The organism is Phycicoccus elongatus Lp2 (assembly GCF_000367525.1).
In the GTDB taxonomy this organism is placed as follows: Bacteria; Actinomycetota; Actinomycetes; order Actinomycetales; family Dermatophilaceae; genus Phycicoccus_A; species Phycicoccus_A elongatus.
Genome location: NZ_HF570956.1, coordinates 2,582,598 through 2,595,243 on the forward strand (window position 1 = coordinate 2,582,598; position 12,646 = coordinate 2,595,243).

At 67.4% G+C, this 12,646-nt stretch carries 15 protein-coding genes; 1 reads left to right on the forward strand and 14 read right to left on the reverse strand.

The features are described 5' to 3' along the window. Window positions 1-34: 34 nt before the first annotated feature. Window positions 35-394, reverse strand: coding sequence for an STAS domain-containing protein (locus tag BN10_RS12430; RefSeq protein ID WP_010851603.1), 360 nt, complete (start codon window positions 392-394; stop codon window positions 35-37). Between the two features lie 125 nt (window positions 395-519). On the opposite strand from BN10_RS12430, the gene BN10_RS12435 reads away from it, so the two are divergent. Further along, complete coding sequence (locus BN10_RS12435) at window positions 520-1,158, forward strand: cob(I)yrinic acid a,c-diamide adenosyltransferase (protein ID WP_010851604.1); 639 nt, start codon at window positions 520-522, stop codon at window positions 1,156-1,158. Between the two features lie 72 nt (window positions 1,159-1,230). On the opposite strand, the gene BN10_RS12440 is transcribed toward BN10_RS12435, so the two are convergent. From BN10_RS12440 to BN10_RS12500, 13 genes are all read right to left on the reverse strand, one after another. Further along, window positions 1,231-1,653 carry a DUF2550 family protein gene (locus BN10_RS12440; protein WP_040751714.1) on the reverse strand — a complete coding sequence of 141 codons (423 nt, stop codon included), beginning with the start codon at window positions 1,651-1,653 and terminating at the stop codon, window positions 1,231-1,233. A 21-nt stretch (window positions 1,654-1,674) separates the two neighbouring features. Beyond that, window positions 1,675-1,944: a F0F1 ATP synthase subunit epsilon gene (locus BN10_RS12445; RefSeq protein ID WP_010851606.1), complete on the reverse strand. Its 270-nt coding sequence runs from the start codon at window positions 1,942-1,944 to the stop codon at window positions 1,675-1,677. A gap of 88 nt (window positions 1,945-2,032) precedes the next feature. Continuing rightward, a complete protein-coding gene (atpD, locus tag BN10_RS12450; RefSeq protein ID WP_010851607.1) occupies window positions 2,033-3,496 on the reverse strand; it encodes a F0F1 ATP synthase subunit beta in 1,464 nt (487 codons plus the stop codon). An 11-nt stretch (window positions 3,497-3,507) separates the two neighbouring features. Further along, window positions 3,508-4,404 (reverse strand): F0F1 ATP synthase subunit gamma, encoded by an 897-nt coding sequence (locus BN10_RS12455; RefSeq protein WP_010851608.1) that lies wholly within the window; start codon window positions 4,402-4,404, stop codon window positions 3,508-3,510. Window positions 4,405-4,494: 90 nt separating this feature from the next. After that, window positions 4,495-6,138: a F0F1 ATP synthase subunit alpha gene (gene atpA / locus BN10_RS12460; RefSeq protein ID WP_010851609.1), complete on the reverse strand. Its 1,644-nt coding sequence runs from the start codon at window positions 6,136-6,138 to the stop codon at window positions 4,495-4,497. A gap of 76 nt (window positions 6,139-6,214) precedes the next feature. Further along, the gene (locus tag BN10_RS12465; protein WP_010851610.1) at window positions 6,215-7,030 is read right to left on the reverse strand and encodes a F0F1 ATP synthase subunit delta; all 816 of its coding nucleotides are present in this window, start codon (window positions 7,028-7,030) and stop codon (window positions 6,215-6,217) included. Next, window positions 7,030-7,629, reverse strand: coding sequence for a F0F1 ATP synthase subunit B (locus tag BN10_RS12470; RefSeq protein ID WP_010851611.1), 600 nt, complete (start codon window positions 7,627-7,629; stop codon window positions 7,030-7,032). The genes BN10_RS12465 and BN10_RS12470 overlap by 1 nt, the downstream gene beginning before the upstream one ends. Before the next feature lie 62 nt (window positions 7,630-7,691). Next, the gene (atpE, locus tag BN10_RS12475) at window positions 7,692-7,895 is read right to left on the reverse strand and encodes an ATP synthase F0 subunit C (protein ID WP_010851612.1); all 204 of its coding nucleotides are present in this window, start codon (window positions 7,893-7,895) and stop codon (window positions 7,692-7,694) included. Window positions 7,896-7,997: 102 nt separating this feature from the next. After that, on the reverse strand, window positions 7,998-8,822 hold the full coding sequence (gene atpB / locus BN10_RS12480) for a F0F1 ATP synthase subunit A (protein WP_010851613.1): 825 nt from the start codon (window positions 8,820-8,822) through the stop codon (window positions 7,998-8,000). 100 nt (window positions 8,823-8,922) lie between these two features. Continuing rightward, complete coding sequence (locus tag BN10_RS12485) at window positions 8,923-9,369, reverse strand: hypothetical protein (protein WP_010851614.1); 447 nt, start codon at window positions 9,367-9,369, stop codon at window positions 8,923-8,925. Between the two features lie 99 nt (window positions 9,370-9,468). Then, window positions 9,469-10,578: an MraY family glycosyltransferase gene (locus BN10_RS12490; RefSeq protein ID WP_010851615.1), complete on the reverse strand. Its 1,110-nt coding sequence runs from the start codon at window positions 10,576-10,578 to the stop codon at window positions 9,469-9,471. 58 nt (window positions 10,579-10,636) lie between these two features. Next, window positions 10,637-11,911 carry a serine hydroxymethyltransferase gene (locus tag BN10_RS12495; protein ID WP_010851616.1) on the reverse strand — a complete coding sequence of 425 codons (1,275 nt, stop codon included), beginning with the start codon at window positions 11,909-11,911 and terminating at the stop codon, window positions 10,637-10,639. Then, a complete protein-coding gene (locus tag BN10_RS12500; RefSeq protein ID WP_010851617.1) occupies window positions 11,908-12,636 on the reverse strand; it encodes an L-threonylcarbamoyladenylate synthase in 729 nt (242 codons plus the stop codon). Before BN10_RS12500 ends, BN10_RS12495 begins: the two co-directional genes overlap by 4 nt. Between the last annotated feature and the right edge of the window lie 10 nt (window positions 12,637-12,646).

Sequence of the window (12,646 nt, forward strand, 5' to 3'; positions counted from 1 at the left end):
GCATGGGTGGTGTCGGCTGCGAGTTGAGTTCCGGTCAGGCGGTGGCGGGCTCGTCCACCAAGCCGAGGTGATCGGCCTCGAGCGCGTGGAGCAGGCGGCCCAGACGCACCCGGCGAAGGAGCCGACGGGTGCGGGCGTCGGCGGCGACGATCGTGAGGGGGCGCCCGCGCCGGTGGGCCCGACGCTGGAGTTCGACGAGCAGCCCGAGACCCGTGGCGTCGAGCACGGTGCACGCGCCGAGGTCGAGTCGGATGGGCGTGTCGCCGCTGTCGATCAGGATGTGGAGGTCGCGACGCGCATCGGGCGTGGCCGCGACATCCAAGTGGCCCGACAGCGCAAGCATCGTGGTGTGGGCCTCCGCCTCACTCCGAATGACCAGTCCCTGACCCCGCATGTCGCCCCCTTGCGCCCGATGGTGAACCCAGTGTGACTCGTGTTACACCTGAATGACGTGCTGAACACGTCCGGATGTTTCACACAGTTGGTCAAGAAACGGTCAAGGCTGCAAGGGTGGGAGCCATGGTCAACCTCACGCGCATCTACACCCGGACCGGCGACGACGGCACCACCGGGCTCGGCGACTTCGGGAGGACACGCAAGACCGACGCACGACTGGCCGCCTATGCCGATGTCAACGAGGCGAACGCGACGATCGGCGTTGCTGTGGCGGCCGGTGGGCTCGGCGATGACGTGGTTGCAGTGCTCCGACGTGTGCAGAACGACCTCTTCGACGTCGGCGCCGACCTCTCGACGCCGCTCAAGGAGACCTACGAGTACGAACCACTGCGGGTCAAGGCGGAGTGGATCGACGAACTCGAGGCGGACTGCGACACCTTCAACGACCAGCTCGAGAAGCTGCGCTCGTTCATTCTTCCCGGAGGCACCGTGGGCAGCGCCCACCTGCACGTTGCCACGACCGTCGTCCGCCGCGCCGAGCGCTCGACCTGGCGGGCCATCGAGACCCACGGGACCGAGCCGGGCGACGCCAAGGGTGAGGGCGGTGTCAACGCGGTGTGTGCGGCATACCTCAACCGGCTCTCGGATCTGTTGTTCATCCTTGCCCGGGTGGCCAACCTCGACGCCGGCGGAGATGTCCTGTGGCAGCCCGGCGGTGGCCGTGTCGCTGACCCGAGGACCAAGAAGACACCTTCTGCGTGACGCAGAAATTCGCCGGTCGCACGGTTTTAACCGGACGCAAAGACATCTTCTGCGTCACGCAGAAGATGATTGTCAGGCCACGTTGACGTTGAACCCCGGCGGACTGCTCTCGTGCCACGCCCGGACGGCGGTGTAGCTCGGCGGCGAGAGCGCAAGTTCGGTCTGATGACGGCCGGTGTCGACCATGACCGCCCCCGGTATGCCGGGGATGTCGACATCGACAGGGGTCGGGGCACCCAGGTCGAGATCGTGGCGGGCCCAAGAGCGCTCTGACCGCATCCGAGGTCCGACCACGGAGAACCACTCGAATTGATCCCCCCGCAGGCGAATCAGACCCAGGCGCCAGCGAGGGTCGGCAGGGGTGCGGATCGCCCCGAGGATGAGGTCATGGCCGCGCGCGATGACTTTGCGACGCAGCCAGATGAAGGCCAGCGTCAGGACGACCAAGGCCAGGAGGGCGGCAAGGATCAGCTCTGCTGTCGTGAGAGCCGTCATCGCCACCTGCGGCCCTCGACCTCAGGCGCCCAGTTTGGACGCGTCGACGTCCTCGGCCACGATCGTCACGACGTCCTTGTTGACCGACAGGAAGCCGTTGTCGATGACTGCGGTGCCCACGGTCCCGTCGTGGTGGATGCGCACCTCGCCCTGGACCAGGACGGCCAAGATGGGTTGGTGGCCGGGCAGGATGCCCAGGTCACCGTCGATGGACCGGGCCGAGACCTGGTTGGCGGGCCCCTCCCAGACCTTGCGGTCCGCGGCGACGAGTTCGACCTGCAACGTGCTCACGAGGATTGCCTCCGAAGGGATGGGTGCTTGACTGCAGTGTATGCCGCCGGGCCGGCCCCCTCAGCAGGGAGCCGGCCCGGCGCTGACATCACAGGTTCTTCTGGATCTCCGCCCACTGGCGCTCGACGTCGTCGAGACCACCACACATGAAGAAGGCCTGCTCACCGACGTGGTCGTAGTCGCCATCGGCGATCTTGGTGAAGGCCTCGATCGTGTCGGCCAGCGGAACCGTCGAACCCTCGATGCCGGTGAACTGCTTGGCGACGTAGGTGTTCTGCGACAGGAATCGCTGGATGCGACGAGCGCGGTTGACGAGGATCTTGTCCTCTTCGGAGAGCTCGTCGATACCGAGGATGGCGATGATGTCCTGCAGTTCCTTGTTGCGCTGCAGGATCGACTTCACGCGCACTGCGGTGTCGTAGTGCTCGGGCGTGATGTAGCGACGGTCCAGGATCCGCGACGTCGAGGTCAGCGGGTCCACGGCCGGGTAGATACCGAGCGAGGCGATCTCACGGGAGAGCTCGGTCGTGGCGTCGAGGTGGGCGAAGGTCGTCGCCGGAGCCGGGTCGGTGTAGTCGTCGGCCGGCACGTAGATCGCCTGCATCGAGGTGATCGAGTGACCACGCGTGGAGGTGATGCGCTCCTGGAGCACACCCATCTCGTCGGCGAGGGTGGGCTGGTAACCCACAGCGGACGGCATACGACCAAGGAGGGTCGACACCTCGGAACCGGCCTGGGTGAACCGGAAGATGTTGTCGATGAAGAGGAGCACGTCCTGCTTCTGGACGTCACGGAAGTACTCCGCCATCGTCAGCGCCGAGAGGGCCACGCGCAGACGCGTGCCCGGCGGCTCATCCATCTGGCCGAAGACGAGCGAGGTCTGGCCGAGAACGCCGGCCTCCTCCATCTCGACCATGAGGTCGTTGCCCTCACGGGTGCGCTCACCGACACCGGCGAACACCGACACACCACCGTGGTCGCGGGCCACACGGGCGATCATCTCCTGGATGAGCACCGTCTTGCCGACCCCGGCGCCACCGAAGAGGCCGATCTTGCCACCCTGGACGTAGGGGGTGAGCAGGTCGATGACCTTGATGCCGGTCTCGAACATGACCGTCTTGGACTCGAGCTGGTCGAAGGCCGGGGCCTTGCGGTGGATGCCCCAGCGCTCGGTGATGTCGAGGGTCTCGCCCTCCTCGAGGTTGAGGCAGACACCGGTCGTGTTGAAGACGTGACCCAGGGTCACGTCACCCACGGGGACCATGATCGGGTCGCCGGTGTCCTGGACGGCCGTGCCGCGGACCAGACCGTCGGTGGGCTGCAAGGAGATGGCGCGGACCATGTTGTCGCCGATGTGTTGGGCCACCTCGAGGTTGAGGATCTTGGTGCCCTCGCTCCCATCGGTGTTCTGGACCTCGGCGGTCAGCAGGTTGTAGAGGTCCGGCATCGCGTCGACAGGGAACTCGACGTCGACGACCGGGCCGATGATGCGGGAGATGCGACCGACGCCGCCGGCCTTGGTCTCCGTGGTCTCGGTGACAGTGGCAGTCATGTTCTGATTCCTCACTTGCTCTCGGCAAGGGCGCTGGCGCCGCCGACGATTTCGCTGATCTCTTGGGTGATCTCGGCCTGACGGGCCTGGTTGGCCAGTCGGGTGTACTTCCTGATGAGCTCCTCGGCGTTGTCCGTCGCCGACTTCATCGCCCGCTGGCGGGCGGCGAGCTCGGACGCGGCGGCCTGGAGCAGGCAATTGAACAGTCGGGCATTGACGTACTTGGGCAGCAGCGCGTCGAGCACGCCCTCGGCGCTGGGCTCGAAGGAGTACAGCGGGAGGAGGTCCTCCTTGGCCGGCTTCTCCTCGCCCTCGACGACCTCGAGCGGCAGCAGGCGGATGACCTGCGGCTCCTGGGTCACCATCGACACGAAGCGCGTGTAGACCACGTGCACCTCGTCGATGGAGTCAGGGTCCGGGTCGGTGATGTCGGCGACGATCTTCTCACCGATCTCACGCGCGTTCTCGAAGGTCGGCTTCTCGGTGAACCCGGTCCACTCCGCGACGAAGTCGCGGCGGCGGAAGGTGTAGAAGTTCACCGCGCGGCGCCCGACCAAGTAGGCCCTGACCTCCTTGCCCTCGTCGACGAGTCGGGCGACGAGGCGCTCGCTCTCCTTGAGGACGTTGGAGTTGTAGCCACCGGCGAGGCCGCGGTCGGCCGCGATGATCAGGACCGCCGCCTGCTTCACGTCCTCCTTCTCCGAGGTCAGCGGGTGATCCTCGTTGGAGAAGGTCGCGACCGCCGAGACGGCCCGGGTGAGCGCCCGCGCGTACGGGGTCGACTCACGGACGGCCTGCTGCGCCTTGACGACGCGCGAGGCCGCCATGAGCTCCATGGCGCGGGTGATCTTCTTCGTCGCGCTGACGGAGCGGATGCGCTGCCGGTACTCCCGGATCTGCGCTCCCATACTGTTCCGCCTTCCTGTCTCTGCTTCGGTATGCCGTGGGGCTGGGTGGGGGTGCCGCGGGCCCCCGGGTGGGGGCCCGCGGCATACGACTCAGCGCTTCTGGCGGACGATCTGCTCCTGGTCGGAGTCCAGTGCCTTGTCAGCGGCACCTTCCTCCGCCTCGTTACCGGCCACGAGGCCGTCGTTGCCCACGCTGTCGAACCCCTTCTTGAAGTCGTCGATGAGGGCCTTGAGGGCCTCTTCGGTCGACTCCTCGAACTTACCGGTCTCCCGGATGGCACCGAGCAGGTCGGACTTGGTGCGCCGCAGGTGGTCGAGGAACTCGGTCTCGAAGCGCTGGACGTCCTCGACAGGAACGGAGTCGAGCTGGCCGGTGGTCCCGGCCCAGATCGAGACGACCTGCTCCTCGACGGGCAGCGGGCTGGCCTGCTTCTGCTTGAGCAACTCGACGAGGCGGGCGCCACGGGCAAGCTGGGCCTTGGAGGCCGGGTCGAGGTCCGAGGCGAACATGGCGAAGGCCTCGAGGGCGCGGTACTGGGCCAAGTCGAGCTTGAGTCGACCGGAGACCTGCTTCATCGCCTTGATCTGCGCGGCACCGCCGACTCGGGACACCGAGACACCCACGTCGATGGCCGGGCGGACGTTGGAGTTGAACAGGTCGGCCTGGAGGTAGATCTGGCCGTCGGTGATGGAGATGACATTGGTCGGGATGTAGGCCGAGACGTCACCGGCCTTGGTCTCGATGATCGGCAGGCCGGTCATCGAGCCGTGACCGAGGTCGTCGGACAGCTTCGCGCAACGCTCGAGCAGCCGGCTGTGCAGGTAGAACACGTCACCGGGGTAGGCTTCGCGACCCGGCGGGCGGCGCAGCAGCAGCGACACGGCGCGATAGGCCTCAGCCTGCTTGGACAGGTCGTCGAAGACGATGAGGACGTGCTTGCCCTGGTACATCCAGTGCTGACCGATGGCGCTGCCGGTGTAGGGGGCGAGGTATTTGAAGCCCGCGGAGTCGGAGGCTGGGGCAGCGACGATGGTGGTGTACTCCATCGCGCCGGCGTCCTCGAGCGTGCCCTTGACGGATGCGATCGTCGAGCCCTTCTGACCGATCGCGACGTAGATGCAGCGAACCTGCTTGTCCGGGTCGCCGGTCTCCCAGAACTCCTTCTGGTTGATGATCGTGTCGACCGCGACCGTGGTCTTGCCGGTCTGGCGGTCACCGATGATGAGCTGGCGCTGGCCGCGCCCGATGGGGGTCATGGCGTCGACGGCCTTGAGGCCGGTCTGAAGCGGCTCGTGCACCGACTTGCGCTGGACGACGTTCGGGGCCTGCAGTTCGAGCGCGCGCTGGCCTTCGGACGTGATGTCGCCCATGCCATCGATCGGGTTCCCGAGCGGGTCGACCACGCGACCGAGGAAGTTGTCCCCGACGGGAACTGAGAGGACCTCTCCCGTGCGCTTGACCTCCTGGCCCTCCTCGATCTTGGAGAAGTCACCGAGGATGACGACGCCGATCTCGTGGACGTCGAGGTTCAGCGCGATGCCCAGCGTGCCGTCCTCGAACTGGAGCAACTCATTGGTCATGCACGAGGGCAGCCCCTCGACGTGGGCGATCCCGTCGCCGGCGTCGGTGACGCGGCCGACCTCTTCGCGGGAGGCGGCGCCCGGCTCGTAGGAGCGGACGTAGCCGTCCAGGGCGTCCCGGATCTCCTCGGGACGGATCGAGAGCTCCGTCATGTGTCTTCTTCTCCTGTTTCGCTCGGTCCGCGGTCGGGCCGAATCTCTGGTCGGTGGTGCTTGGGAAAGGCTGTGGTCAGTTGCCGGTCACGTGTCGGCGGGCCTGGTCGATGCGAGCGCTGATCGTGCCGTCCATGACCTCGTCGCCGACCTGGACGCGGATGCCGCCGAGGACGTGAGGGTCGACGACGGTCTGCAGCGAGACCGACTTGCCGTACATCGTCTCCAGCTGGGTGCGCAGTCGTGCCGCCTGCTGCTCGGTGAGCGCGGAGGCCACCGTCACCAGGGCGGTGAGCTCGTCGCGCCGCTTCGCGGCAAGGTCGAGGTATGCCGCGAGCACCCGGTCGAGCCGACGGCCGCGGGGAACCCGCACGGCCTGCTGGGCGAGCCGGATCGTTTCCGGGTGCGCCTTCCCCTCGAGCAACGTGGCCACGAGGCCAGCCTTGCCCGCACCGTCGGTGTTGCGGCTGGAGAGGGTGTCGCGCAAGGCGGTGTCACCGGCGACGATGCGCTCGAAGCGGAAGAGCTGGTCCTCGACGTCGTCGATCCGACCCTCGGCCTCGGCGCGGGCGAGCAGGCTCGACACGGCGGTGGACTCGAGGGTGTCGCTGAAGTCGCGCTCGTCCGCCCAGCGCTGCTCGGCGGCGAGGGCGACGAGCCCGATGGCCCCGTCGCCGACCTTGCCGCCGAAGAGGCGCTCGGCCAGGGCCCGCTTGGCGGCGGGCTCACCCGAGGGGTCGGCCAGGGCCCGGCGCAGCGAGGCGTTGCCGTCGACGACCGACGTGATCGCGAACAGGTCCTCGGCCAGGCCCGAGCGGTCGACACCACCGGACAGGGCGGCGTCGAAGGCCTCCTGCACCGTGGCGGCGGCGCCGCGCGACGATCCACGCATCAGGCGTCCTGACCCGACTCCGCGGCGGAGCCGACCTTCTCGCGCTTGACGTCGCCGGCCTCGAGCTCGGCGAGGAAGCGGTCGACGATGCCCTTCTGGCGGACCTCGTCGTCCAGGCTCTCGCCGACGATCTTGCTCGCCAGGGATGTCGACAGGGTGCCGACCTCCTGCCGGAGCTGGACGACTGCCTGCTGGCGCTCGGCGTCGATCTGGCGCTTGGCCGACTCGGTGATGCGCGAGGCCTCGGCCTGGGCCTGGCCACGCATCTCCGAGACGATCGACGCACCCTGCTCGCGAGCGTCCTCACGGATCTTGTTCGCCTCGGTGCGCGCGTCCTTGAGCTGGGCTTGGTACTGCTCCAGGGCGGCCTGCGCCTGCGCCTGGGCCTCCTCGGCCTGCTTCATGCCGCCCTCGATGGCGGCCGCACGCTGCTCGTAGAGCTCCTCCATCTTCGGGACGACCTTGGTCTTGTAGATCCAGTAGAGGATCCCGAAGGCCACGAGCCCGACGATGATCTCCGCGGGGTGCGGCAGGAGCGGCAGGGCCTCGGGCCACCCGGGCCCGGCCTCACCGGCGGTTGTGACGGATGCGAGGAACACGTCGCTTCCCTATCTGTTGCGTAAGACGATTGGGGTCGAGTGCTGCGCGATGCGCAGCAGACTCAGAAGACGAACGCGAAGACCAGACCCAGGATGGCGAGCGCCTCGGTGAGCGCCATGCCGGTGAAGGCGATGGTCTGGAGCATGCCGCGGGCCTCGGGCTGACGCGCGACACCGTTGATGTAGGCGGCGAAGATCAGACCCACACCGATACCGGGGCCGATGGCGGCGAGACCGTAGCCGAGGTACGTGATGTTCCCAGTCATTTCCTTGTTTCCTTTCGGTGGCACCTACCGGTCGGAGGTGTCAGGCGGTTCTTCAGTTGGATGGTGCAGATGCGGCCCGAGTCACTGGCCGCGGGCTGTGGATCAGTGGTGCTCGCTCACCGCGTCGGAGATGTAGAGCGCGGAGAGCAGGGTGAAGATGAAGGCCTGGAGGAACTCCACGAGGAGCTCGAAGAAGGTCATCAGGATGGAGAAGGCGAAGGCCGCGACGCCGGCCAGCTTGAGGCCCAGGCCACCGTGGACCAAGAGGTACTCGCCGCCCAAGATGAAGACGAGCAACATCATGTGGCCGGCCATCATGTTGCCGAAGAGCCGCAGCGCGAGGGTGAGCGGCCGGATGAAGAAGTACGTGATGAACTCGAGCACGAACATGATGGGCCGCAGCCACAGCGGCAGGCCGGGTGGCACCAGGGACTTCAGGTAGCCGATGACGCCGTGCTTACGCTTGAGCGCGACCGCGTGGTACGTGATGTAGACGATCGCCGTCAGCACGATGGGGAAGGCGATCCGGCTCATCGTGGGGTACTGGACGAACGGGAAGATGCCCATCAGGTTGTTGAACAGGATCATCGTGAAGATGGTGAACAGCATCGGGAGGAAGGGCTTGAAGTCCTTGGCGCCGATGATGTCGCGCGCGATGGTGTTGCGGACGAAGTCGTAGCCCTGCTCGGCGACCCATTGCCGCTTGCTCGGCACGAGCGACAGGCGCCCGGCGACGGTCATGTAGAACCAGCCAAGGATCGCCACGGAGATCAGCAGGACGACCGCCGGGCGCGTGAGCGCCCAGTTGCTGTCGCCGCCGATGACAGGCCAGAAGAAGTCACCAACGGACGGAGCCTCGAAGCTCCCGCCGTCACCGGACGTCACGAGTGCTCCGACGGTCTGGGCGGACAACACGCTCAGGCTCACAGCCTCTCCTCACAGCGGACACGGGCGGGGGTCAGGTCCTGCCCGGGAATCGACACGTACGCTACCCGACCGGATCGGGTCCTCGCGACGCCGGGGAAGGTCATGAGCCCTCTCCCAGTCGGATCGCGGATTCGTCATAGACCGGGATCCGCGCCGTGCGCATCGCGCGCATGGCGAAGACCTGCCAGACGATGGTCACCACGAGGGCCGCGACCCCCAACGCCTTTCCATGGATCCAGTCCCGACCGTGGAAGGCGATGAGGAAGAGCAGCAGCCCGATGACCTGCCCCAGGTAGACCGTCATGGCGACCGCGAAGAAGGCGTGCGGGCTCGCGCTGCGCACCAACCGGCTCATGAGGAACATCCCCGAGGCGAAGAAGAGGAGCGCGACCGCCCAGCCCAAGCCGGCGGACCACGCTCCCTTGACCCCATCGGTGACGGCGAAGAGGACGACCGGGACCAAGCCCACGAGCGCCGACGGCAGCACGGCCGAACGCAGCATGTGCGCGAAGGGCGCACCGGCATGCGAGCTCGTCGTCGAGGTCATCGAGGCCTTCTCGTGGCGGGTCAGGAAGCGCCCGTCAGGGCGCTTGTGAAAGTTATCACAAGCAGCTCGATGAGGCCACTCGGCAGGACCGGCGGGAGCTCATGACGACATCGGTTCGCGGCCACCCACCGTGGCTCGCGGCAGCCAGAAGGTGAGGACGCCGGCAGCCACGCTCATGACGAGGAAAAGGGCGGACGCCGGCAACGGTGGGAGGAAGACGAAGGACACCGAGCCGAAGGCGGCGACGGCTGCCCAGAACCAGAGCAGCAGGACGGCGCGTCGGTGCCCATGTCCCCACATGAGCATCCGGTGATGAAGGTGCTGGGCGTCCGGCTTGAAGGGGCTCTGCCCGCGACGCGTCCGGCGGATCACGGCGAGCACGACATCGAGCACCGGCAGCAGCAGGATCGATATCGGCACCAGGAGCGGCAGCACCAGCGCGGCCGTCGGGTTGGCCGAGACCTGAGCGCCCGTCGGGGTCCCGGTGATGGAGATCATCGCCGCGGCCAGCAGCAACCCGAGAAGCAGGGCACCGCTGTCCCCCATGAAGATTCGCGCCGGATGAAAGTTGTGTGGGATGAATCCCAGACACACGCCGACCAGGGCCGCAGCGATGAAGGCGGCCGAGGTGAAGACGTTCGGCGGACTGTAGCTGCGCGCGATGAGGTAGGCGTAGACGAAGAACGACAGGGCCGCGATGCCGACGATGCCGGTCGCGAGTCCGTCGAGTCCGTCGACGAAGTTGACGGCGTTGGTCGCCAGGATGACGAAGAAGATCGTGAGCATGACCAGCAACGGTGCGGGCAGCACGAGGGTCTCGCCGAGCGGCAACGAGAAGAGTTGCACCCCCTTGAAGGCCATGATCCCGGCCGCGAGCAGTTGGCCGGCAAGTTTGAGCAGCCAGTCGAGTTCGTGGACGTCGTCGATGGCGCCGACCAGGCAGACGATGACCGCGCCGAAGAGCACCCCGGTCAACTCCGGTCCCTCGAACATCTGCTTGCTGAACGGCAGGACCGACGCCACCAAGGTGGCCGCGCCGAAGCCGAGCAGCATGGCCACGCCCCCCAGACGCGGGATCGGCACCGAGTGCACGTCACGATCGCGCACCGGCGTGAAGGCCCGCAGACGGACGGCGAGGGATCGCAGGAGCGGTGTCGCGGCATACGTGACGACGGCGGCAATCACCACGATGAAGAGGTACTCGCGCACGGCAGCCCAGCCCCTCCTCTCCCGTGATCAGACCCGACGAACGCCGACCGCGTCGTCGTCAGCGAGGGTATGCCGGGAAGCGGGTCACGAGGTCGGTCACCTCGGCCCGGACGGCCTTGCTGACGGCGTGGTCCGGGTCGGCGTCGCCCTCGGTGACCGCGCGCGCGATGAGGTCGGCGATGGTCCGCATTTCGGCCTCACCCATGCCTTGGGTGGTGACGCACGGCGTGCCCACCCGGATGCCCGAGGCGATGTTGGGCTTCTGCGGGTCGAAGGGAATGGCGTTCTTGTTCAACGTAATCCCTGCCGCGTCACAACGGGCTTCGGCATCGACACCCGTGACGAGCACCGGCTGCAGGTCGTGCAGCGACAGATGGGTGTCGGTGCCACCGGTCGTCGGGCGAATGCCCCGCTCCCCCAATGCCTCGGCCAGGACCTTGGCGTTGGCGATGACCTGCGTGGCGTAGGCCTGGTACTCCGGGGTCGCGCACTCCTTGAAGTTGACCGCCTTGGCCGCGATGGTGTGCATCTGCGGACCGCCCTGCATCATCGGGAAGACCGCCTTGTCGATGGCAGCCTTGTGCTCCTCCTTGCAGACGATCGCTCCCGAGCGCGGTCCGCGCAACACCTTGTGGGTCGTGAAGGAGACGACGTCGGCGTAGGGGACCGGGCTCGGGATCGCCTTGCCGGCGACCAGACCGATGAAGTGCGCGGCGTCCACCCAGAAGATCGCGCCGATTTCGTCGGCCAGGTTGCGGAAGAACTCGAAGTCGATCAGCCGCGGGATCGCCGAGCCGCCGGCAAGGATCACCTTGGGCCGGTGCTCCTTGGCCAGAGCGGCGACCTGGTCGTAGTCGATGTCCTCGGTGTCCTTGTCGACGCCGTAGTGCACCGCGTTGAACCATTTGCCCGAGAAGGACACCTTGGTGCCGTGGGTGAGGTGACCCCCGTGCGGCAGGCTCATCGCGAGGATCGTGTCGCCGGGGCTCATGAAGGCGCCGTAGACCGCCTGGTTGGCGCTGGCACCCGAGTGCGGCTGGACGTTGGCGTGGTCGGCGTCGAAGAGCGACTTGCACCGCTCGATCGCTAGGGTCTCGGCCTTGTCGACCTCGACGCAGCCGCCGTAGTAGCGCCGTCCCGGGTACCCCTCGGCGTACTTGTTCGAGAGGGTCGACCCCAGGGCCGTCAGGACCTCAGGGCTCGACATGTTCTCGGAGGCGATGAGTTGAAGACCCCCGCGCAGCCGCTCGAGCTCACCGACGAGGACCGCGGCGATCTCGGGATCGAAGGCGTCCAGGGCGCCGAAGTCAGAGCCGTAGAAGGTGTCGCTCATCGCTGGGTGTCCTCCGCAGTGGGGTCGGGGTGGGGCTCGCCGGGCAACTCTAGGGCGTCGGTCTGGCGGTCGGTGGTCACGCGCTGCGATCTGAACGCCTCGACGACCTCGCGGATCTCGTCCGCACCCAGGGCGCCCTCGCGCAGGATGATCGGCTCCTCGCCCGTGCAGTCGACGATCGTGGAGGCCAGACCGCCACGGGACGGGCCGCCGTCGAGATAGAAGGTCACGCTCGTCCCGAGTTGGGCAGCGGCCTCGACGACGGTGCGCGAGGCGGGGTTTCCGGTCCGGTTGGCACTGCTCACGGCCATCGGACCGACCTCGTTGAGGATGGCGCGCGCGATGGCGTCGTCGGGCACGCGCAGCGCCACCGTGCCATCGGTCTCGCCCAGGTCCCACATGAGGGAGGGCTGGGCACGCAGGACCAGCGTCAGCGGGCCGGGCCACCACCGCTCCACCAAGGCCTGGGCCCAGTCGGGAACGTCGGTGGCCAGCCCATCGATCACTCGGGCGTCGGCGATGAGCACCGGCGGTGGCATCTCGCGTCCGCGGCCTTTGGCCGCCAGGAGGGAGGCCACGGCATCCACGCTGAAGGCATCGGCACCGATGCCATAGACGGTGTCGGTGGGAAGGACGACGAGTTGCCCGTCACGGACGCCGCCGGCGACCTTCGAGAGAGCGTCGGCCAGACCTTCGGCGGTGGTGCAGTCGAAGACGGGACTCATGCACGCAAGG